This is a genomic window from Terrimonas ginsenosidimutans, assembly GCF_022012415.1.
Lineage (GTDB): Bacteria > Bacteroidota > Bacteroidia > Chitinophagales > Chitinophagaceae > Terrimonas_A > Terrimonas_A ginsenosidimutans.
This window is the reverse complement of sequence record NZ_JAKLTR010000014.1, coordinates 65,392-88,905: the sequence shown is the minus strand read 5'-3', so window position 1 is coordinate 88,905 and position 23,514 is coordinate 65,392. Positions and strand designations below refer to the sequence as shown.

The following is a 23,514-nucleotide window of genomic DNA, read 5'->3' as shown; positions in this document are numbered from 1 at the left end:
GACAAAAATGTCAAAATAAATTGTTGAAATAAAATGTTGAAATGATAGAAAGAAACGTGATACTGACAGCGGCCCGGGATCTGATGATCCGCCAGGGTATCCGCAATACAGGCCTGGATGAGCTTACAAAATCGCTCGGGATCTCCAAGAAAACGATCTATACGCATTTTACAGACAAGGCCAGCCTGCTTTATGAAGTGGTTCAGTCCAACCTCGATGTACTGGAAGACTCGATCAAAAACGCAGAGCGATCTTCTGCCAATGCAATCAGTGAATTTATCAGCGTAACCAATGATATCATCGATTCAAATATCACCTGGCAATCGACCTCCCTGCAGGATCTCCATGCCTATTGCTACCCGGCTTACGAGCAATGCATGAAATTCAAACAACACGTGCTGGAAGATTTTCTTCAAAAAAACTTTTCCCGCGGTGCGAAAGAAGAATTTTATACCAACAACTGGGATAGCAAACTACTTGTGGAAAACGCCTTGTTCATGATGGATAATTGCTGCGCCGTTATTGGAAAACGTAATCAGCATCTTTCGCCGCTTTCCGTGAAGAACTATTTTATCACACACTTCTTATTCGGGCTCTGCGGACCATCAGGCCGCGCACTGGTTGAACGCCAATTGTCCGGAATTACGCTCGAAAACTGATCTGATCAATTATATGAAACAAACAATCCCATTTACCAAGCCACAAAAGAACTGGCTTATGCTGCTGTTGTGCTGTATATTCATCACGACCTGCGCGCAGGCACAGCAGCCTGATGAAGAACTCACGCTGCAGAAAGCGTTGCAATATGCATTGAAGGCAAACCAGGATGCACGCAAAGCGCGCCTCGACCAGGAAAATGCCGGCTATGAAATTGAAGAAGTAAGATCCGGGGCGCTTCCCCAGATAAGTGGCAATGCCTCATTGAACTACAATCCGATCCTGCAGCAAAGCGCACTTCCGGGTGATTTCGTTGGTCAGCCCGGCACTACATTACTTGTAGCATTCGGCCAGAAATGGAACGCGAATGCAGGTGTGAACGTATCACAGGCACTGTTTGATAAATCCGTGTTCACCGGGTTGAAAGCCGCAAAGTCAACACAGGAATACTACCGCCTGCAGGCACAGCTGACCGAAGAGCAGGTGATCGAAAATGTCGCATCTCTCTACTATCAGATCCTGATCCAACGACAGAAGATCGCAGTCGTTGACAGTAATATCAAAAATACCACCCGCGTCCGCGATATCATCACCGGTCAGTTTGAAAATGGACTCGCCAAACGAATTGACGTAGATCGTACGAAAGTGAACCTTTCGAACCTGCACACGCAACGGCAGCAGTTATTGAACCAGGTGATCCTTGCAGAGAACGAATTGAAGTTTGCAATGGGAATGCCGATCCAGCTGCCTATTGTCATCCCTGCAAAAGACAGATCTGCTGACGCACTCGGTGCCGCGGCAGACGCAGATTTTCAGATCGGCACGCGGCTGGAATACCGCACACTTACCCAGCAGGCAAAATTGCTCGAGTTCCAGAAAGAGGCGTACAAAGCTGAATACTATCCAAGCCTTTCGCTTTCGGGTAACTATTCTTACCAGGGACTTGGTAACAGGTTTCCTTTGTTCAAAGGAACGAGTCAGGGAGTGAACTGGTTCGACTATGCTTCAATGGGGCTTACATTAAAGATCCCCATCTTCAATGGATTTGCTACACGCGCACGTGTGCGCAAAGCAGACGTCAGCATCCGCAAACTGAACGAAGATCTTTCGAAAATGTCTTTATCGCTGAATAAAGATTTCGAAAATGCGAAAATGCAGATCACCAATAACCAGCTTATCCTGAAAACACAGGAAGAGAATGCCGCCCTTGCTAAAGAAGTTTATTTCAACGTGATGAATAACTATAACCAGGGATTGGCCAGCCTGACAGATCTGATCAATTCAGAAAATGAGATGACAGAATCCCAAAACAACTATTCGTCCGCATTGCTTGATTACCGGATCGCACAGATCCAGTTACTAAAAGCACAGGGACAGTTAAAAAGCCTGCTGGTCTCAGCCCAATAGGATACAACAAACAACAACCGTTTATACTGCAACTTAAATGTTATGAACAAAAAGAAATTGGTAAGGATCGTTTTAACGATCGTGATCATTGCAGCCGCCGGCTTCGCTATCGGGTCGGTACTGGTCAGTAATAAAAAGGAAAATGAAGCGAAAACAGCCATCGTGGCACAAGCTGATGGTAGCGTAGCCGTGAGGGTGGTGGAGGTGAAGAAGCAACCTCTTCAGCAGGACTTTACCGCTAATGGCAATTTCATTCCTTCGCAACAATTGAACTTTTCTTCTGAGAACTCAGGACGGGTTACACAAGTGCTGGTAGATGAAGGCAGCCGTGTAAGTAAAGGACAGACCCTCGCTATCATCAAAGCAGATCAATTGAATGTTGATGTGGAAAGCGCGCAGGCTGCTTACCAGGTTGCACAGAAAGACAAGGAACGTTATGAAAATGCGTTCAAAACTGGCGGTGTAACACAGCAACAGGTGGACCAGGCAATATTGGCCCTCAGCAATGCCGAAGCAAAACTTGCCCAGGCAAAGATAAAAGTGGGAGATACTTATGTTCGCTCATCCATCAATGGCATTGTCAATAAGCGTCTCATCGAGCCAGGAGCTGTAGTGGCTCCCGGGACAGAGTTGTTCGAACTGGTAGATGTTTCCCGACTGAAACTGCAGGCAACTGTAAACGAAGGACAGGTGGCGCAGTTAAAAGAAGGAGATAAAGTAAACATACATGTAAGCGTATTCCCGGATAAAGAATTTACCGGTAAAGTTACCTTCATCGCTCCAAAGGCAGATGCTACATTAAGTTTTCCGATCGAAGTTGAACTGGCGGCCAACCCCGGCAATCTTGTAAAAGCAGGTATGTATGCAACAGCCATCTTCAGCTTTCCTTCACAGGCTCCTGTGATCACCATCCCGCGTTCATCATTCGTCGGAAGCGTAAGCAGTAACCAGCTTTTCGTTGTTGGAAAAGATAGTTCAGCTTCACTTAAAAAGGTCATAGCGGGTCGTGTGATGGGAGATCAGGTGGAAGTATTGCAAGGACTTTCTGAAGGAGAGTCCGTGATCACCAGCGGTCAGATCAATCTTAATGACGGCACGAAAGTATCAATTGTGAAATAACACGGCCATTTACAAAAAAAGAGATTCATGAAAATAGCAGAAGTATCGATAAAGCGGCCGACACTCGTGATCGTGCTGTTCACCATACTGATACTGGGCGGCATACTTAGTTACACTTCGCTGAACTATGAGTTGCTTCCCAAGTTCTCTCCCTCCGTTGTATCGGTTACAACGATATACCCCGGCGCTTCACCGAGTGAAGTAGAGAACACTGTATCAAAAAAGATCGAAGACGCGGTGTCTTCAATGGAGAATATCAAAAAACTCGAGACAAAATCATTCGAAAGTCTCTCCATCATCACGATCACGCTTAACAGCGGATCCGATGTTGACTATGCACTGAATGATGCGCAGCGTAAGGTAAATGCCATCCTCGGCGATCTGCCGGATGATGTGGATCCTCCATCGCTCAATAAGTTCTCACTGGATGATCTTCCCATCATGACCTTATCAGCCTCGGGAAAAATGGATGAAGCGGCCTTCTTTGACCTGATGGACAAACGCATTGCACCGGTATTATCCCGTGTACAGGGCGTTGCACAGGTAAACCTGATCGGTGGCCAGGAAAGGGAGATCCAGGTGAATATCGATGCCGTCAAATTACAGGGCTTTGGTCTTTCGCTGGGTCAGTTGCAGAATATCATTCTTACATCGAACCTGGACTTCCCAACGGGAAGTGTGCAAACGCGTGAGCAGGATATCCTGATCCGTCTTGCAGGAAAGTATAAAAATGTCGAAGAACTACGTAACCTCGTTATTCTTACAAAGAATGGCTCACAGGTCCGGCTGAAAGATGTAGCCGACGTTCAGGATACGCAAAAAGATGTCGAGAAACTCGCACGCGTAAATCAGCAAAGTTCGATCGCCTTGCAGGTGATCAAACAGTCTGATGCGAATGCCGTGTCCGTGAGCGAGCAGATCACTGCCAGCATTGAGAAACTGCAGAAAGATTATTCCAGCGCCGGTCTGAAGATCGATATTGCCAGCGACAGTTCCGTATATACGCTTCAGTCAGCTGATGCAGTGATCCATGACCTGATCCTTGCGATCGTACTCGTTGCCTTTGTAATGTTGTTCTTCCTGCACAGTATCCGGAATGCGTTGATCGTAATGGTGGCCATTCCGGCTTCACTGATCGCCACGTTCATTGGAATGCAGTTGCTGGGTTACTCGCTCAACCTGATGTCGCTGCTTGCGTTATCGCTCGTGGTAGGTATCCTGGTGGATGATGCGATCGTTGTACTGGAAAATATTTACCGTCACATGGAGATGGGAAAGAACCGTGTTCGTGCTGCGTATGATGCAACAAAGGAGATCGGGTTTACTGTAACCTCTATCACATTAGTGATCGTGGTAGTATTTATCCCGATCGCGCTGAGTACAGGGCTTGCCGCAGATATCCTGAAACAGTTTTGTGTGACGGTTTCCATTGCAACGCTTCTTTCATTATTAAGTTCCTTTACGATCGTTCCATGGCTTTCATCGCGTTTTGGTAAGCTGGAGAAGATCACCGGGAAAAATATTTTTGGAAGGATCATTCTTGCATTCGAACGCGGTCTTGATAATTTTACCAACTGGATCACTGGTATTTTGAAATGGTGTCTTGGTCATAAGAAGACAACTCTTGTTGCTATGCTGGTGCTATTCTTCGGATCTTTCGCACTTGTTGGCGCCGGCTTTATCGGTGCAGAGTTCTTTGCCAAAACGGATCGTGGCGAGTTCCTTGTTCAGATCGAATTGCCTAAAGACGCTTCGATAGAACAAACCAATCAAATGACCCGTCGTGCAGAAGAATACCTGAAGCATAAGCCAGAGATCACAAAGCTGATCTCCACCATCGGTCAAAGTAGCGATGGTGGTACCGGCGGTACTCAAAGCACCGCCTATAAATCCGAGATCACCGTGCAGATGGTACCCAAGACAGAAAGGGAAGATGAGTCGAATATTTACGCGGTGAAGATCAAACGGGAACTGCAAAAAGTATTGGTCGGTGCAAAGGTGAAAACCGTACCGGTGAGTATTCTTGGTACGGCTGAACAGGCACCGTTAGCGTTAGTGGTAACCGGCCCCGAATTGGATAGCGTAATGCGTTTTGCGAATTCAGCTATGGCAGAATTAAAGAAGATCCCGGGTGCAACCGAAATGCGTTTGTCTGTTGAAGCGGGCAATCCGGAGATCAACGTACAGGTGGATCGTGATAAGATGGCCTCTCTTGGGTTGTCATTATCTACGGTGGGTAGTACGATGCAAACTGCTTTCAGTGGGAATACAGATGGTAAATTCCGCCAGGGAGAATATGAATATGATATCAATATCCGCTATGAAAAATTCAACCGGCAGAATATCGGCGATGTAAGCAATCTTCTTTTTATCAATGATCAGGGACAACAGGTTCGTCTGTCCCAGTTTGCAACGGTTAAAGAGGCAAGTGGGCCGAGTCAGTTAGAGCGCCGCGATAAGAGTACATCTGTAACGATCGAAGCACAAAGTGTTGGAAGGCCTTCGGGTACTGTTGCAGCTGAATGGCAGGCATTGTTCGACAAGCTGCCGCGGCCAACCGGTGTGAGCTATGTATGGAGCGGTGATATGGAAAATCAGAGTGAAGGTTTTGGTTCGATGGGTATTGCCTTGCTTGCCGCGATCGTGCTGGTATACCTGATCATGGTGGCATTGTACAACAGTTTCATATATCCCTTTGTGGTGTTGTTTTCGATTCCGCTGGCGATCATCGGGGCATTCCTTGCGCTGGCATTGACGAACAATTCGCTTAACCTGTTTACCATTCTGGGATTGATCATGCTGATCGGTCTGGTGGCGAAGAATGCGATCATCCTGGTCGATTTTACCAATCAGCGGAAAGCAGAAGGTGTAAGTACTTACCAGGCACTCATCGATGCAAACCATGCTCGTTTGCGTCCGATCCTGATGACCACCATTGCCATGGTGATCGGTATGCTGCCTATCGCTATTGCAAAAGGGGCCGGTGCAGAATGGAAGAACGGTCTTGCATGGGTGATCATCGGAGGGTTGATCAGCTCACTGTTCCTGACACTTGTAGTGGTACCTGTGATGTATTCTGTATTCGATAAGATCGTAACACGGATGAACAGGAACAAAAAAGGTAAATCGATCGATGAACAAATGACAGAAGAATTTGAGCCGGGAGAAGATGGTTTTACTCCCTCGCATATATAAAACAAAGGCAACAGTATCTATCAGCAATAAAAACAAAGATTGGTTTTGAAATTGACAGGCTTTATGTAATCGATGATGAGCCCGGTTCCTTGTTGCGGAACCGGGCTTTTTATAATTCAGGGCGCTCAATGATATAAGAAAATCGCAAAGGGAGCGAAGACATAATCTTTGCGCTCTTTGCGATTTTCTTAGCGTTCTCTGCGTTACTCCTACGCCTGTCAAATAAAAATGATCTTAATTCCTCTTATACACCCGTATCCAGTCAATAAACGTTGTACAGGGGAACACTGCATTCGGGACAATTGCTCCGCCATAGGTCTGGTTATCATTTCCACCTACACCAGCTGTCAGCAGTATGAAGAACTTATGGGAGAAAGGCGCCCATTCCGCAAAGTGATGCGAGTATTCTGATACAAATACGCGCTTCCCGTTGATCGTTACCCGTGCATCCTGGTCCTGCCCGTTGGGAACCCCATTATCAAAAGCATCACCGTCTTTAAAATAATTGATATGATACACCTGGTCGTCCAAAGCAAACTCGATCCTGTTTGCATACCAGTCGATCCGATAAGTATGAAAGCCCCCGCTGCCGGTATTAAGATCCGATGCCGGAGCAGGCCATCCGCCATATGGAGGATTGGCAGAGGGCACCTGTTTATCTGCATAGGAATAATAACCACCTTTATGTCCATGATTCCAGCTTTGATACTGGTTGTTTTCCCATGACCATGCATAGTGAACACTGCCGAGGTTATGATTGGGAATTGTGCCTACATATTCCATAATATCGATCTCCCCGCCCTGTGGCCACATCAGCGATGTCTGCCCGGCCGGAATTTCCTGCGGCATCATCCAGAAGGCAAATCCCTGACCTTTATAACGTACGTCCCGCGCCCACACTCTTGCCTCTATCCGATGCCCTGGTCCCCAGGAGCCTTTGTCTTTCGTATTCAGTCTTGCGCTGGTATAGTTACGGTCGATATAGCTTTCTTTTTTGGTGACGATAGCGAGGCAGTTTCCGCTTGCATCTGTGATGCCTGTAGCAATGGTTGCATTGTCCGGCCGCGCACGATCCAGCTGACCGGTGCCGAAATTTCCGTCGATGCCGGTACCTGTTTCAAAATTCCATTTGTTCACATCGATCTGTGATCCATCGAACTCATCATTCCAGAGAAGTGAATATCCGGAATAGACGGTTGGAGGAATGAGAGGATTATTGTTTGCCGGCGGATTTGGATGCGGTGGGGCAGGAGGGGCCGGCGCGGGGTCTCCGCCTGACTTCTTGCAGGAAAAGACCATGGCTATGGTACAGCAGGCAACAGCAAACCGAAGGAGATTTCTTTTCATAAAATTTGATTCAGAAGGAGTGGATTCTTTTTGTTAAGACGGCAGAACGGCGGTCTTTGTACCAAACAGGGACAAAAACTGTTTTCCCATCAAAAAATGAGGTAAATTCATTTTAACCTTCATTTTAATAAGATCCCGATGCGCCATATACTCTTATCCTTACTGCTGCTCATCTGTTCAGCGATAACAACTCATTCCCAGCAAACAGCGCGCAGTTTTACCCGCGAAACGCGCTATCTACTGTATATGCCGGAAGGATATGACAGCGACACAAGCAAGCAATGGCCCCTGATGTTATTCCTTCATGGCAGTGGAGAAAGCGGAACAGATGTACAGAAGGTTAAAGTGAATGGCCCACCGATGCTTGTGGAAAAAGGGAAAAAATATCCTTTTATCCTGGTCTCCCCACAGGCCGACGGCCGTATTGGTTGGGATCCGATCGAACTGTATGATCTGCTGACCGATCTGAAGAAGCGCTACAGGGTTGATAAAGATCGTGTATACGTCACAGGTTTGAGCATGGGAGGCTATGGTGCCTGGAAACTGGCGTCCCAGTTCCCGCAGGAATTTGCCGCCGTCATTCCCATTTGCGGCGGTGGTGATACGTCCACTGCATGGCGTTTGCGCAATGTGCCCGTTTGGGCATTTCACGGTGGGAAGGATGATGTGGTCTTGCCTCAACAAAGTGAGCAGATGGTCGCCGCCGTGAGAAAGACCAATCCAACAGCGCGACTGACCATTTATCCCGAAGTAAAACATGATAGTTGGACCGCTGCCTATAACACTGACAGTCTGTATGAATGGATGTTATCAAAGAAAAGATTTGCTTATAAGGAAAAACCCGTAGCACCAGAGGTCTTGTCCACGCTGGCCGGCACTTATGTGAATAAAAATGATACGCTCTATATTACCCCTGATGCGGGCAGGTTATTGGTAAAAACCAATCGTAATAATTCGGTCACCTTAAGACCTGTATCGGAAAAACTCTTTTTCATTGAGGAGGAACTGCCTGTAGACGTGGAGTTTACACAAGCGGGAAAACGACGCGGATTGATCGTCAACGGAGATACACGCGATATATTCACTAAGTTGCCTTAATGAGGTAGGAGATATTCAGGGAATTTCAGCCGTAAAAACCATTATACCAGTCCTTCGGGGTTCTCTATCTTGTTTTCGTATTAAATTTCCCTACCTACGAAAACAGAATTGTATGAGCAACCTCAACGCATTTTATAAGATAGGAGCAGTCGGCCTCATCCTGACCATCGCCTTGCATGTTTGTTTTGCCAACGTAGCTGAGAATAGCATTGTGCATACAGGTTTTGCATTGCTGTATCCAAGTTGGATAGCGTTTCTGGGATTGGGATTCCTGTCAAAAAGAAAGGTTGAAGTGGAGGAGTAGAAGTATAGCTGGAATTTTTTGAAGTATTTCTACATGTGTTGAGTATGATAGTATCGCAGAGAACGCAAAGGTCCGCAATGGACGCTAAGAGATCATCGATAGTAAAAGCTTCGCGTTCTTTGCGGGCCATTGCGTTCATTGCGATACTCCTACGCAAATCAATCTTTTACATTTCTGCAATGCTCTTATATGCTTGCCCTAAAAACCTGATAATGTCACCAGCGATCATCGCTTCCATTGAAAGCTTTTCAGCTGCAAGATCTCCTGCCAGACCATGAAGGTATACGCCAAGTATCGCAGCATCATCGCCTGGATATCCCTGCGCCAGCAAGCCCGTCAGTATACCCGTTAATACATCACCGCTTCCACCGGTAGCCATACCTGCATTACCTGTAGAATTAAAGAACCTGCGTCCATCAGGTAAAGCGATCAGTGTATGATGCCCTTTGAGAACAATGATCAGATCAAGCTCTTTCGCTTTTTGCGAAGCAAGATCAATACGGTCAAATTCATTGGATGTATCTCCAAACAAACGCTGGAATTCTTTGGGATGAGGTGTTAGTATTGATCCTGCAGGGATCAGGGCAAGAAGCTCCGGCTCTTTGGCTACGCAGTTCAATGCATCCGCATCCATCACCACCGAACGATCATATTGCGTCAGTACTTCTCTTAATAAGGCTCTTGTTTCTGACGCCGTTCCCAATCCCGGTCCGATACCAAGCGCCTTATACATAGAAAGGTCTGTTTCGATCGTTGTACTGATGGCCTTATCAACATCTGTACTTACCATTACTTCCGGAAGAGAGGTCTGCATGATCGTATAGCCACAGGAGGGAAGATGACAGGTAACAAGCCCAACTCCGCTACGCAAACAGGCTTCTGCAGAAAGGACCGCTGCCCCGATCTTGCCATAGCTGCCTGCGATCAATAGCGCATGGCCAAAAGTTCCTTTATGGCCAAAACTGTTTCTTGGTTTGTAAACAGTATAAATGATGTCTTCGTCTGTCTGTTCATCTCTGGATGGAGTATTATTATAAAATTCAGGATGAAGTCCGATCTCCAGAATATGCACTTCGCCGCAATGCAAGCTGTTCTCCGCTGCAAGAAAAGCCCGTTTATACGATTGAAAGCTCAGCGTATGATCAGCTTTGATCTGTGGATTGTTCAAAGAAGATTGATCTGCAAACATTCCACTGGGAAGGTCAATTGAAACGACCATGTTTCCGGATTGATTGATCCGCTCAACAAGCCGCGCAGTTATTCCTTGCAGCGGACGGTTCAGTCCGGAACCTAACAGTGCATCTATCAGGACCCCATCGAAATTCACTTCGCTGATATTTTCTTCCGTCTGAATAAAACGGATCTCAACATGTGGTAATTTTTCAAGACGTGAAAGGTTTTCCTGAAAATCATCAGTACCCTTTTGTGTAGTGTCGAGTATATAAACGGTAATATCCCGTTTCGAAAGTAATCTCGCGATCGCCAGGCCATCGCCGCCGTTATTCCCTTTTCCACAGAAGATCGTTAATGACTCTTCAGGGAAATACTGATTGATCCATCGGACACAAGCCTTTGCAGCTTTTTCCATCAGATCGATGGATGAGATGGGATCATGTGAAATGGTGTATTGGTCCCATTCTCTTATCTGTGCTGCATTGAAGATCTTCACGGTTAGGTTATTTTGTTTTTTTCTTAGGGTCTGCCTTTTTTACTGTTCCGGCTTTCTTTGTGATCGGCTTTTTCGAAGGTGCGGCTTTTCTGGCCGGTTCCTTTTTAGGAGCAGCTTTTCTGGCTGCGTTTTTTCCCGGCGCAGGTTTCGATTCTACCGGCGCATTTTCATCATCTTCATTTCCGCCGCCCTGCAGATAATTCCCGAACAGATCGTACGACTTATTAGCTGTATGATAGATATTCCTGTTATACTTATTTCCGAGAATGATGATGGTCGCTTTTTCATCCATTAATCTGGCGAAAACCGCATTGCAACCATGCCAGCGTCCGAAATGATAGATCACTTTCTTGCCATTCTTCAGGTTCAACATCCGGAAGCCAAGACCATAATTGTGAACGGAGGGACGGTCATTGCTGTAAGGCGTAAAAGCAGAATCGAGGAATGCTTTCTTAAGAAGCTGTTCCGTGTATAATGCCTGGTCCCATTTCAGCAGATCACGCGGTGTTGAATAGATATTCTTATCGCCATAAGTTCCCTCGAGAAAATCATTATCCCAGATGGTTCCGTTGTAATTGAACGAGGGGATCATTCGATCCAGTTCATTCAGCGTGCAGACGAAGGTATGTTCCATGCGGAGCGGGTCGAAATATTTCACCTTCATGTACTGCGGATAAGGAATACCGGTGATCTTCTCCATGATCAGCGCCAGCAATACGAAATTGGTGTTGCTGTAGCTGAACCTTCGGCCGGGGCTGAAGCTCCGGTTGGGTTTTTCTGTGTAAAGCGCATTGAGCACATCGGCATTCGTGACCTGTTTGCTTTTATCCCATTTTCCTTCAGACATAAAGTAAAGGTAGTTGGGCATACCGCTCCGATGGTTCAGCAGCATTTTCACCGTCACGCCCGGATAGGGCAGTGCAGGAAAGAATTTCTGTATGGAATCTTCAAGCGACAGCAGGCTATCCTGCACCAGTCCCAGGATCGCCACGCCCATGAACGTCTTGCTGGTGGATGCTATATGAATGGAAGAGGTATCGGTAATAGGTGTTTTGCGTGCGATATCGGCAAAGCCCGCATAGCTCTCATACAGTATGGTTCCATTCTTTGCCACCAGGATTCCTCCGCTGAAGCCGCGGCCAAGCAGCATACTATCGAAATACGATGACAGTACAGCCTTATAATGCCTCATTTCTTTTTCCGGCACAGCTCCGGGCGCAGGAGCCTTATAAGCAGTATCAGCAGTATTCTCAGCAGCAGGGGCGGTGTTATTGCAACTATTCAACAGGGCAAGCATGCCCAACGCATATAAGATGTTTTTCAACAGGTGTGTGTTTTTACAAAAGTAAAGCTTACAGGTGTTTGAACAAAACGTAGATGTTCGTGTTCGTTGACCGTTGACCGTTGTCCGTTGTCCGGAATTCAAGTGGGGCGGAATAAATTGGATCTTCGTGTACAACTTAAAAGTGAAGGGTTATCGTTTTTATACGATAACCCTTCACTTTTAAGTTGTATCGGACAACGGACAACGGACAACGGACAACGGACAACGGACAACGGACAACGGACAACGGACAAGGGACAACGGACAACGGACAACGGTCAACGGTCAACGAATCCCTCCTCCAAATTTCCCCTCTACATGTTATATTTGCATTTATGGCAAGCGAAAAAACTAGTTATCCAAAAGAGAAGATCCGGATCCTTTTCCTGGAGAATATCAGCGACCAGGCGGTAAAGACGTTCAAGGTACAGGGATATACAAAGGTTGAAAAGATCACCAAAGCCCTGACGGAAGATGAACTGATCAAAGAGATCAAAGACGTTCATATCCTGGGGATCCGTTCCAAAACACAGATCACTCCAAAAGTACTGGAGGCTGCAACAAAACTGCAGGCGATCGGCTGTTTTTGTATCGGGGTGAACCAGGTCAACCTCGACGCCGCAACAAAACATGGCGTAGTGGTATTCAATGCCCCTTATTCGAACACACGTTCGGTTGCGGAACTGGTGATTGGTTTGTCGATCATGCTTATTCGCCGGATCCCGGATAAGAACAAAGCCGCTCATGAAGGGATCTGGATGAAAGATGCCAAAGGAAGCTTTGAGCTCAGAGGGAAAACCCTTGGAATTATAGGTTACGGCAATATCGGAAGCCAGGTAAGTGTGCTGGCGGAAGGTCTCGGTATGAAAGTGTTGTTCTATGACGTGGAGACCAAACTGCCATTGGGTAATGCCACAGATGGCAAAACATTGAAAGATGTGCTGGGTAAAGCGGATGTGGTGACCATGCATGTGCCTGAAACAAGCCAGACAAAAAACATTATCAATAAAACAACCCTTAAGTATTTCAAAAAGGGAGCGATCCTGATCAACTATGCAAGGGGAGAAGTGGTGGACCTTGATGCGTTACGCAAGGCTTTGCTGGATGGACAACTCAGTGGTGCCGCGATCGATGTATTCCCATGGGAGCCGGAAAAGAATGGCGACCGCTTCCAGAGTCCGTTGCAGGATCTGCCAAACGTGATCCTGACTCCGCATATTGGAGGCTCAACAGAAGAAGCCCAGGAAAATATCGGTGAAGACGTGAGCGCGAAGCTGTTCAACTATCTCGAAAAAGGAATTACGTTCGGATCACATACCGTTCCTGCCCTGGCTTTACCTCCGCAGGAGCGTTCACACAGGATTCTGCACATTCACCAGAACGTACCGGGTGTATTATCGCAGATCAATACGCAATTGTCAAAACATAATATCAATATCGTTAGCCAGTACCTGAAAACGAATGAAGAGATCGGGTATGTGGTGCTGGATGTTGACAGGCAGTTATCGAATAAAGCAGTGCAACTGCTGAAGGATATTAAGGAAACGATCAAGGTGAGAGCTTTGTACTGATCGAAAGGTTTGATAGCTCAGCCTGGCGTAGGAGCAACGCAAAGAACACAGAGGACCGCAATGAGCGCAAAGAATTTCTTGGCGCTCATTGCGGTCCTCTGTGTTCTTTGCGATACTCTTTACGCCAGCCTAAGCTCATTGATCGCAGGGTTTGGGTATGATCACTTGCTGCTTCTCAATCGCTTCCAGGCTGACCCCATCAATATTCTTTGACAGAAGCAAGTTCTGCAGCTTTTCTTTTGTCGTTTCCTGCAGATCGATCTTGATTGTCTGATCATTGCTGATCACAAATTCCTTTACCCCATACACGATCTTATCTTTTACGGAACCGAATGTAAGCGCGAGCGCCCGGTATCCAACAGACAAAGGCAGCGTTGTTCCATCTTCATTGTAAACGAATTTGTAAAGCTGACCCTCCCTGTTCGTACTTTCCAACATTGCGCGTTTCGAAGGGACGAGAACCAGTGTTTTTAACGCCATCTTTTCAGTTGAAATGACCTGTACTTTTAAGCGGACATTTTTTATGCTCTTACCGGGCTTCAAGAACGCATCAATATTATACCAGCCGTTAGCCTCTACCCTGAACTCATAACGTTGCCTGTCCAACTCCTCAAGATATTCCAGAAAGTTTCCCTCCCATCCGGGATCAATTAGCTTTATTGTAGCGTCGGAGAGTACAGCAGGAGGAAATGTTGTGTCATATTCCGCAAAATCTTCTTCAATGGCTGAATAATATGATGTGTCGGCGCCACAGTCGCTGCTGGACACAGATGATGAGTCCGCAATAAATTTTGGGCGGTACATTGACTCATTTAAATCGTATTGTTGCGGCGTTACTTCGTTCACGTATTTCGCGAGTGCGATAATGAATTCCAGCGAAAGATCAGGAAATGCTGGTTTTATTGATCCGAATTTATTTTTGAGGTCTTGTGTATACTTGTCTTTCACCATGAAAGCAGGGGGATTATGAAGCCAGTCCAACGTATTCAATGGGTTTTTCCATGGCCCACGCGAGTTAAAACCCCTCAATCCGGGCCCTGTCATGTCTTTAAAAACATGATGGCAGTTGGAGCATTTCGCGTGAAATAAAGCTGCTGCATTAATTTCGGTTGTGTCATTTTGTTCGAGATCAGGAAAATTCAGATTTTCCGGATCGACCCAGTTCATCGTACTGTCTTTCTCCCATTCACCTTTGAAAACTTTCATCGTGGTATCAACACTTTTTGTTGCAATGCCGATCGATACCGGCATAGATGGCTCAACCTTTTCGCCATCCTGTGTGGCATTGAAATAGATCATCCCAGCACTTCTTAGCGGCCTTCCATCCGATACAGTGGCCAGTCCGGATTGAAAGATCTCCTGCGGTGTAAATACTTCTTTTATCTCGATATCCACCATTCCTTCGAAAGTTCCTTTTTTAATACGGACCAAAGACGCATGAGAGGTTTTTAATACCGTGTCTTTTTGTCCATCGACTTTGAAAAATTGTGCAGGAATGTTCCTTGTGTTGAGGAATTCGTTTTGAACGGATGCTTCGGTGCTGCAGGAGCATACAAAAAAAATAAGCGCGCAGCTGTATGCTGCAACTTGCAGAAGAGCAGAGAGTTTCATCGGCGGCTTGTTTGGTTATTTATTTGATGCTTGTTCAGCAGCAATAATCATCACGCAAAACGTACTTTATGGAAGAATGTTCTAGAGTTTCTTCATTATCTTTTTTGCCCGGGAACGAAAGGCCGGAGTTTCCGTGTCCCACCGTTCTTCAATGATCGTCTTAAGCTCCGGTTTTATTTCGGGGTATTGTTTCGAAAGATTTTCCAGCACTGTCAGTGAAAATGCTTTTAACGCTGCTTTTTCTGTTGGGTCACAGACATACTCAAAACAAAGATTCATAACGGTACCCTGGTACTTTTCCGGTATGTCAATATGTTGGAAGAGCCGGATCGTATTTCTTCTTACCGCAGGATGCGTATCCTTTCTTTCCAGGTTCTTAATGATCTTCGGCAAATGTTTTCTGATCAGCGCGGGATGGGATTCTACGACGTAACTGATCGGCCAGGCCGCCAGTTGCACTACACGGTATTCATCCTTTAGGAACAACTCTATCAGTTCCGCAAACCGCACGGGAGAATCGCCGACCCATTCCACCACTTTCAGACAATTAGCCCTGGAATGTTCACGGAGAAGCTGCTCGCGAAGTTTCATGATGAATGGATAAATTTGATCTGGTCAAATGTAAAACTAAAAGATGAAGCATATTACACCACACCAGGTATTACACGGGACAAAAGCCGCCTGTTTGTCCTCACTGATGATCCTTATCGTCATGATGTACTCCTGCGGAGACGAGCAGACTGCCAGGTTAAAGCCGATCGTTATGCAAACTGATTTCGGTTTGAAGGACGGTGCGGTCAGTGCCATGAAAGGTGTCGCATTCAGCGTTGACCCCGCCTTACCCTTATTTGATCTTACCCATGAAATTCCGGCGTACAATATCTGGGAAGCGGCTTATCGTTTAAGCCAGACTGTTCCCTACTGGCCGGCGGAAACAGTTTTTGTATCTGTGGTTGATCCGGGTGTTGGAACCGATCGCCAGTCTGTCGTTGCACGGACGAAAAATGGCCACTATATCGTAACACCGGATAATGGCACACTCACTCTTCTTGCAGATGAGATCGGGATCGAATCATTGCGGCAGATCGATGAAGCAGCCAACCGCCGTGCGGGTTCTTCCGGCTCTTACACATTCCATGGCCGGGATGTATACGCGTATACCGCCGCAAAACTCGCGGCCGGTAAGATCCGCTTTGATGAAGTAGGGCCTGAACTCAAACGCGATGTGACCAAAATTCCGTACCAGCGCGCCTCTTATTCCGATGGCATCATCAAAGGCAGTATTCCCGTTCTCGATATTCAGTATGGTAATGCCTGGACGAACATCCCGGACTCGCTTATAAAACGAGCCGGGATTAAGACCGGGGACAGTGTCGCGTTAAAGATCCATTTCAAAGACTCGCTCGTTTATCAGGATAGAATTCCTTTCGTCCATACTTTCGGGGAAGTGCCGGAAGGAAGGATGCTCGGCTATCTCAATAGCCTTATGAACTTTTCGATTGCCATCAACATGGGTAGTCTCGCAGAGGAGAAGAAAATAAGCGCGGGCAGTAACTGGACGGTAACGCTGATGAAGTGACATTGACTCCTGACATCTTCACTGACCAGTTCCGCAATGACAATACATTTTTTCCTAATCTGAATGACTAAAAACGCCTGATTCCGTCTAAAAATCAACCCCTGATCCAATTCATGCAATAAAAGACCGAATTTTACGATTTTGAGGAAAAACTCCCTGCTTTTGAGCGTTTTACGCCGCATATACCTGCTCTTTCCGGTTCTGCTGCTGAGCATGGCTGCCACGGCGCAGATCCCTGCTCAGAGCCGTTCGAATCTGCGCGTGAAAAAGACTCCCGTTCTTACTGACACGCTTCGCCTGGATACACTCAGCATTATTCCCAACACATTTAATTCGCCCGGCATCGATAGTGCCGATTACCGCCTTGATTTTATCAACGGATTGCTGATCTGGAAGAAAAGGCCATTAACGGACAGTATCCTCGTTTCTTACCGCGTATTCAACTACAAACTCAACCCGGTGGCACAGCGAATGCCATATGATAGCGTCAAATACAATATCGCACTGGAGCCGTATGAGTTCAACAGCGAACTGTCAGATGCACAAAAAGGGATCTTTAATTTCGGATCACTTAAAGCTGAAGGTAGCTTCGGCCGGCAGATCGCATTCGGAAATGCACAGGACGCCGTACTCAATTCAACACTTAACCTCCAACTCAGCGGCATGCTGGGCGATAGTATCGAAATACAGGCAGCCATAACCGATAATAATATCCCGCTTCAACCGGATGGAACTACCCAGCAACTGAATGAGTTCGACCAGGTATTCCTTCAGTTCAAAAAGAAGAACTGGCAACTTAATCTCGGCGATATTGATATTCGCCAGAATCAGAGCTACTTCCTGAATTTCTATAAGCGATTGCAGGGTGTTTCGTTTCAAACGATCAATAAGATAGGAGAGAAGATTGAATCAAGAACACTCGTGAGCGGTTCGATCGCAAAGGGAAAGTTTACCAGGAATATCATTGATAATACCAATACGCCCAATCTCGAAGGCAACCAGGGCCCTTACCGGTTGACCGGAGCCAATAATGAATTCTTCTTCATTATCCTTGCCAATACGGAGCGGGTCTTTATAGACGGGCAATTGCTGCAACGCGGCGAAGACCAGGATTATGTGATCAACTACAACACGGCGGAACTTACTTTCACTCCTAAAAGAATGATCACCAAGGACAGCAGGATACAGGTAGAATTTGAATATGCTGACCGGAACTATCTCAACGCAAACTTCTATGCTTCCCAGGAGCTTGACATCAACAGAAAGCTGAAAATTCGCATCGGTGCTTTTACTAACAGCGATGCAAAGAATTCGCAGATCAACCAGGTGCTGAGCCCCGAACAAAAACAATTCCTCGGATCGATCGGTGACAGCATCCAACGGGCCTATTATCCCTCAGCAGTGATAGATACATTCGCAGCGGGTAAGATCCTGTATGAGAAGATCTACTTTACCGGACCAACAGGCGTCGATTCATTCTACCAGTATTCAACAAACACTGCCGTTACGCTTTACAACCTCTCTTTCGCACTTGTTGGCCAGGGAAATGGTAACTATGTACCTGAATTCAACGGTGCAAATGGAAAGGTATACACTTTCGTGCAGCCGGTAAATGGCGTTAAACAGGGAAGTTATGAAGCCGCATCGCTGCTCGTTACACCGAAGCAACAGCAACTCGTTAACCTTGGGGTTGATTATAACATTACTGAGAACACACTGGTTAGAACAGAAGTAGCGATGAGCCGTTATGATCCCAATACGTTTTCCAGCGTAGATAACGGAGACGATCAGGGTTACGCGGCAAAAGTGCAGCTGAATAACCTGCAACAGCTCAAAGCCTCTTCCAAACTGCAACTGGCAACATCACTGGATTATGAATACGTACAGGCAAAGTTCAGACCCCTGGAACGTCTCCGTACCGTTGAGTTCTCCCGCGATTGGGGCCTGCCGATCCAGATCATCCCTCAAACTGAAAATATCATCCGGGCCTCTGCCGGATTAAAAGACAACCGTAATCATGCATTCACTTACAGGTTCATCAATTACCGCCGCGGTACCGATTACAATGGCTACCAGAATGCGTTGGTTCATACAGCGAACTGGAAAGGCTGGGAGTTCAATAACGAATTTGTTGCAACCAACTTCAATGCCGCCATTGAGAAAGGCCTATTCCTGCGGCCAACATTTGACCTGAGCAAACAGTTCAAACAATTCAACAACTGGAAACTCGGTTTCCGTTACGCACTGGAAAAAAACACAGTGAAGGATAAAGCAACCGATACTCTGACGTACAATGCTTTTTGGTTCGATAGCTATTCGATCTATCTCCGCTCCGATCCGGGTAAGCGCAATCGCTATAATGCTACATTCTTTACCCGGGAAGACAAATACCTTGTGGGAAAAGATTTCCTGGATGGAGACAGAAGTTATAACCTTAACCTGCAGGCAGAGCTATTGTCGAACCCCAACCGTCAGCTATACCTGAACACGACCTTCCGCAAGCTGAATGTGCGTAATGCGGCAATCTCGAAACAAACGGAAGACGAGACCATTCTTGGCCGTGCAGAATATGTAATGAATGAATGGAAAGGCCTTCTTACAGGTAATGTGCTGTATGAAGTTGGCGCAGGGCAGGAACAAAGACGTGATATCGCTTATGTCGAAGTGCCGGCAGGAACAGGTCAGTATGCATGGATCGATTATAATTCAGATGGCACTCAGCAACTGAATGAATTTGAGCTGGCAGTATTTGCGGATCAGGCAAAGTTCATCCGCATCTTCACTCCCACAAATGAATTCATCAAGTCGAATTACATCACGTTCAACTACAGCATCAGCCTTAATCCGAAAGCAGTCTTCAACAAGCCCGGGCAAAAAGGCTTTAAGGGCTTTGTGGCGCGATTCAATTTTATTACATCGCTTCAGATCAACAAGAAGTCCATAGCGCAGGGCAGCTTTGAATTCAACCCTTTTAAGTATGGCGTAACAGATACAAATCTTGTTACGCTCAATACCGTACTGACGAATACGATCTCATTCAACCGCTTCAATACGACCTGGGGTGTTGATTTCAGTAACTTGCGGAATAACGGGAAGTCATTATTAACCTATGGCTACGAAAGCAGGGAGTTGAATGACTGGAGCTCCCGGATCCGGTGGAATTTCTCGCGCGCGCTTTCGCTTAATATCGTCGGAAGGCTTGCCGCAAATTCATTGTTCACACCGAACTCTCAGTTTGACAACAGGAACTATGAGCTGGATATACAGAGTGTGGAGCCGGTCTTTAGTTTGATCAGGGGAACCTCCATGCGTATAGCAACGGGGTATAAGTTCGAACATAAAAAGAACAAACCGGTTTACGGTGGGGAAGCGGCGGATTCACATTCCTTTAATCTTGAATCAAAGTACAACGTGTTGCAGAATAGTTCTCTTACTGGAAAGTTTACGTTCAATAATATCAGCTATAGTGGGGGAACCGCCGCAACAACCGTCAGTTATATCATGCTGGATGGTTTATTGCCAGGCAAAAATTTTCTCTGGTCGCTCACGCTCACCAAAAGATTATTGAACAATCTCGAACTGAATTTCCAGTACGATGGCCGCAGGCCCGCTGCATCCAGAACGGTCCATACTGGGAAGGCCTCGCTGACCGCGTTGTTTTAAGGAGTTTAAAAGTTAAAGGTTTAATAGTTTAACAGTTGATCATTTTCGACTAACTCTTAAACTTTTAAACCTTTAAACTTTTAAACTTCTTAACCGGAGTCTTTTCCGCTAAACGTTGAACCTGAAATGCATCACATCCCCATCTTTCACGATATACTCTTTCCCTTCAATGCGGAGTTTGCCGGCTTCACGTGCGGAAGCTTCAGAGCCGTAGTGGATATAATCTGAATAGCCGATCACTTCAGCTTTGATAAAACCTTTTTCAAAATCGGTGTGGATCACACCGGCAGCCTGTGGCGCTTTCCAGCCTTCCTGGATCGTCCACGCGCGAACTTCCTGTACGCCTGCAGTGAAATAAGTGTACAGGTTCAGCAAGCGGTAGGCTGAGTGGATCAGACGGTCAAGCGCAGGCTCTTTCATCTGGTATTCTTCCATGAAGAGTTCCTTGTCTTCAGGATTTTCCATCTCCGCGATCTGTGCTTCGATGTTATTGTTCATGATGATCACTTCAGCTTTTTCCTGCTTCACTGATTCTTTCAATGCTTCTGAATACTTATTGCCAGTGTGCATAGATGCTTCATCTACATTGGCAACATACAGCACGGGTTTATCGGTGAGAAGGAAGAGGTCAGCGATCGCCACTTTATCTTCTTTGCTCAGATCCAGTTCACGAATGCTTTTTCCCTGCTCAAGATGACCTTTGCAGCGCAGCAATACTTCCAGTTCAGCTTTGATCTTCGGGTCTGTACGGGCTTGTTTTTCTGATTTGGAGATCTTTTTTTCCACGCTGTCGAGGTCTTTCAGCTGCAATTCAGTGTCAATGATCTCCTTATCTCCGACGGGGTTGATCGCACCTTCGTCACGCAGGATATTCTCGTCTTCAAAACAGCGGATCACGTGAATGATCGCATCCACTTCGCGGATATTTCCCAGGAATTTATTTCCCAGTCCTTCACCTTTGCTGGCGCCACGAACGAGCCCGGCGATATCCACAATTTCGATCTGTGTAGGCACGATCTTGTCGGGTACCACCAGCTCAGCCAGCTTTTTGAGTCGCTGATCCGGCACATCCACGAGTCCGACATTCGGGTCAATAGTGCAAAAACGATAGTTGCTCGCCTGAGCTTTCGCGCTGTTACTCACCGCGTTAAATAGGGTTGATTTTCCAACATTCGGCAATCCGACGATTCCTGCTTGTAAAGCCATACGGGGTTCTTGTTTAAGAGGCGCAAAGATAGGGCAAAATGGGGAGGGAGAGAAGTTTGGGGAGGGGAGAGGGAAGTTTGGGAGGTTCGTGCCCGTCCTGGTCTCACCAAACGTTACGCCAGTCAATACTTAAGGTGATGGCTATGCTAAGGCGCGTCCTCGTGGGCATGAACTTATGGAACCGTTGAGATCTATGGAACCTAAACTTATGGAACCTTTAGAACCTTCCAAACTTCCCCAACCTTTTCCTACCTTCCGTCCTCATCGAAAACACTTCTTCATGGCCTTAAGCAGGATCTGGTCGGCGTTCATTATCATAGCTATATTGGTTGCAGCATTCCGCTTCTCTTTTCAGCCGGAGCAGAAGGAGATCTTCAGCAGACTTGTGACGGGTAAGAACACTGATACGGTGTATGTGCGTCAGCTTGACTCGGCAGTATTGCCTGCTCCTGTATTGACGCAGCTCCAGCGGGAGAAAACGGCTGTCTGGGATAACAACAAAGTATTCAGAACAGCAGATGGTCAGTACCGCATATTCCGGTTATTGCCTTCAAATGGGGTGATCGATACCTGTAAAGGTGCGGTGGAGATCTGTATCGGGTTGATAGGGATCATGGCTTTGTTCATGGGTTTTATGAGTATCGCGGAAAAGGCCGGCGGGATCAGGTTCATGTCGAGGATCATCGGGCCCTTCTTCTCCAGGATATTTCCTGACGTACCGAATGGCCACCCGGCAATGGGCCATATGATGATGAATTTTTCCGCGAACCTGCTCGGACTGGATAATGCTGCGACGCCTTTCGGGATCAAAGCCATGGAAAGCCTGCAGGAGCTGAATCCGCAAAAGGAGAGGGCTTCCAATGCGCAAATCATGTTCCTTTGCCTGCATGCTTCCGGATTGACGCTCATCCCGGTGAGCATCATCGCGGTGAGATCATCTTTGAAGAACCCTGCTGCAAACCCGACCGATATCTTTGTTCCCTGTATGATCGCCACATTTGTGGCAACCATGGCGGCTATGTTCATCGTTTCATTCAAACAAAAGATCAACATCTTCCAACGCACGATCATGCTGTGGGTGCTCGGTATCTCGGCCGTTATCGCTTTGCTGGTACTGTATCTTACTTCCCTCAGCTCCGGGGATCTGCAGTTCTTTTCCGGCGCATTGAGTAATGGCATTATCCTCACCATCTTTATCGCCATTGTGCTTGGTGGCCTGTATAAAAAGATCAACATCTTCGACGCATTCGTAGAAGGAGCAAAAGGCGGATTTGAAGTGGCTGTAAGGATCATTCCATATCTCGTAGGAATGCTTGTGGCGATCAGTCTTCTCCGCAACAGTGGGACTTTTGACGTTCTGATCAATGGGCTCAAAACCGTATTTGCCGCACTTGGAACGGATACAAGATTTGTAGATGGCCTGCCTACCGCACTGATCAAGCCTTTGAGCGGAAGCGGTGCCCGCGGAATGATGATCGACACCATGAATGCATATGGTGCAGATTCCTTTGCGGGACGTTTGTCTGCCATCCTGCAGGGTTCTTCTGATACGACTTTTTATGTGATCGCTGTTTATTTCGGTGCTGTAGGCATCAAAAACACCCGATATTCTATCGGTGCAATGCTGCTCGCAGACCTGGTGGGGATCATTACGGCGATTATACTTTGTTATCTGTTCTTTGGAGGAGCGGTTTAGAACCAGGGAAGGTTCAATAAGTTGCTTAAATCAGCTCACCAAAAGTCTAAACTCCTGATACCTTATCT

At 46.6% G+C, this 23,514-nt stretch carries 16 protein-coding genes; 10 read left to right on the top strand and 6 right to left on the bottom strand.

From position 1 onward, the window contains the following. The first annotated feature begins 41 nt into the window (after positions 1-41). The 4 genes from LZZ85_RS19950 to LZZ85_RS19935 are packed head-to-tail and all read left to right on the top strand — an operon-like array spanning position 42 to position 6,378. Positions 42-659, top strand: coding sequence for a TetR/AcrR family transcriptional regulator (locus tag LZZ85_RS19950; protein ID WP_237875121.1), 618 nt, complete (start codon positions 42-44; stop codon positions 657-659). 13 nt (positions 660-672) lie between these two features. Further along, positions 673-2,064 (top strand): TolC family protein, encoded by a 1,392-nt coding sequence (locus LZZ85_RS19945; protein ID WP_237875120.1) that lies wholly within the window; start codon positions 673-675, stop codon positions 2,062-2,064. A 42-nt stretch (positions 2,065-2,106) separates the two neighbouring features. Further along, complete coding sequence (locus LZZ85_RS19940) at positions 2,107-3,183, top strand: efflux RND transporter periplasmic adaptor subunit (RefSeq protein ID WP_237875119.1); 1,077 nt, start codon at positions 2,107-2,109, stop codon at positions 3,181-3,183. A gap of 27 nt (positions 3,184-3,210) precedes the next feature. Beyond that, positions 3,211-6,378, top strand: coding sequence for an efflux RND transporter permease subunit (locus LZZ85_RS19935; RefSeq protein ID WP_237875118.1), 3,168 nt, complete (start codon positions 3,211-3,213; stop codon positions 6,376-6,378). Positions 6,379-6,612: 234 nt separating this feature from the next. Here the strand turns inward: LZZ85_RS19935 and LZZ85_RS19930 are convergent, their stop codons facing one another. Beyond that, positions 6,613-7,725 carry a glycoside hydrolase family 16 protein gene (locus tag LZZ85_RS19930; RefSeq protein WP_237875117.1) on the bottom strand — a complete coding sequence of 371 codons (1,113 nt, stop codon included), beginning with the start codon at positions 7,723-7,725 and terminating at the stop codon, positions 6,613-6,615. 138 nt (positions 7,726-7,863) lie between these two features. On the opposite strand from LZZ85_RS19930, the gene LZZ85_RS19925 reads away from it, so the two are divergent. Together LZZ85_RS19925 and LZZ85_RS19920 are read left to right on the top strand one after the other, a co-directional pair. Continuing rightward, positions 7,864-8,823, top strand: a complete 960-nt coding sequence (locus tag LZZ85_RS19925) for a carboxylesterase family protein (RefSeq protein ID WP_237875116.1) — start codon at positions 7,864-7,866, stop codon at positions 8,821-8,823. Positions 8,824-8,935: 112 nt separating this feature from the next. Then, positions 8,936-9,127, top strand: a complete 192-nt coding sequence (locus LZZ85_RS19920; RefSeq protein WP_237875115.1) for a hypothetical protein — start codon at positions 8,936-8,938, stop codon at positions 9,125-9,127. 166 nt (positions 9,128-9,293) lie between these two features. Here LZZ85_RS19920 and LZZ85_RS28690 read toward each other — a convergent pair whose 3' ends face one another. Next, positions 9,294-10,796 (bottom strand): NAD(P)H-hydrate dehydratase, encoded by a 1,503-nt coding sequence (locus LZZ85_RS28690; protein ID WP_237875114.1) that lies wholly within the window; start codon positions 10,794-10,796, stop codon positions 9,294-9,296. A gap of 7 nt (positions 10,797-10,803) precedes the next feature. Further along, positions 10,804-12,120: a serine hydrolase domain-containing protein gene (locus tag LZZ85_RS19910; RefSeq protein WP_237875113.1), complete on the bottom strand. Its 1,317-nt coding sequence runs from the start codon at positions 12,118-12,120 to the stop codon at positions 10,804-10,806. A gap of 335 nt (positions 12,121-12,455) precedes the next feature. Between LZZ85_RS19910 and serA the strand changes: the two genes are divergently transcribed. After that, on the top strand, positions 12,456-13,691 hold the full coding sequence (serA, locus tag LZZ85_RS19905; RefSeq protein WP_237875112.1) for a phosphoglycerate dehydrogenase: 1,236 nt from the start codon (positions 12,456-12,458) through the stop codon (positions 13,689-13,691). A 135-nt stretch (positions 13,692-13,826) separates the two neighbouring features. Here serA and LZZ85_RS19900 read toward each other — a convergent pair whose 3' ends face one another. Together LZZ85_RS19900 and LZZ85_RS19895 are read right to left on the bottom strand one after the other, a co-directional pair. Continuing rightward, entirely contained in the window at positions 13,827-15,302 is a 1,476-nt protein-coding gene (locus LZZ85_RS19900) for a hypothetical protein (RefSeq protein ID WP_237875111.1), read from the bottom strand. 81 nt (positions 15,303-15,383) lie between these two features. Beyond that, positions 15,384-15,893: a HEAT-like fold family protein gene (locus LZZ85_RS19895; protein WP_237875110.1), complete on the bottom strand. Its 510-nt coding sequence runs from the start codon at positions 15,891-15,893 to the stop codon at positions 15,384-15,386. 43 nt (positions 15,894-15,936) lie between these two features. On the opposite strand from LZZ85_RS19895, the gene LZZ85_RS19890 reads away from it, so the two are divergent. Beyond that, positions 15,937-16,881: an SAM hydrolase/SAM-dependent halogenase family protein gene (locus tag LZZ85_RS19890; RefSeq protein ID WP_237875109.1), complete on the top strand. Its 945-nt coding sequence runs from the start codon at positions 15,937-15,939 to the stop codon at positions 16,879-16,881. A 162-nt stretch (positions 16,882-17,043) separates the two neighbouring features. Beyond that, entirely contained in the window at positions 17,044-20,544 is a 3,501-nt protein-coding gene (locus tag LZZ85_RS19885; RefSeq protein ID WP_237875108.1) for a DUF8818 domain-containing protein, read from the top strand. Between the two features lie 108 nt (positions 20,545-20,652). Here the strand turns inward: LZZ85_RS19885 and ychF are convergent, their stop codons facing one another. Next, on the bottom strand, positions 20,653-21,750 hold the full coding sequence (gene ychF, locus LZZ85_RS19880) for a redox-regulated ATPase YchF (RefSeq protein WP_237875107.1): 1,098 nt from the start codon (positions 21,748-21,750) through the stop codon (positions 20,653-20,655). 208 nt (positions 21,751-21,958) lie between these two features. On the opposite strand from ychF, the gene LZZ85_RS19875 reads away from it, so the two are divergent. Continuing rightward, a complete protein-coding gene (locus LZZ85_RS19875; RefSeq protein WP_237875106.1) occupies positions 21,959-23,446 on the top strand; it encodes a nucleoside recognition domain-containing protein in 1,488 nt (495 codons plus the stop codon). Positions 23,447-23,514: the final 68 nt, after the last annotated feature.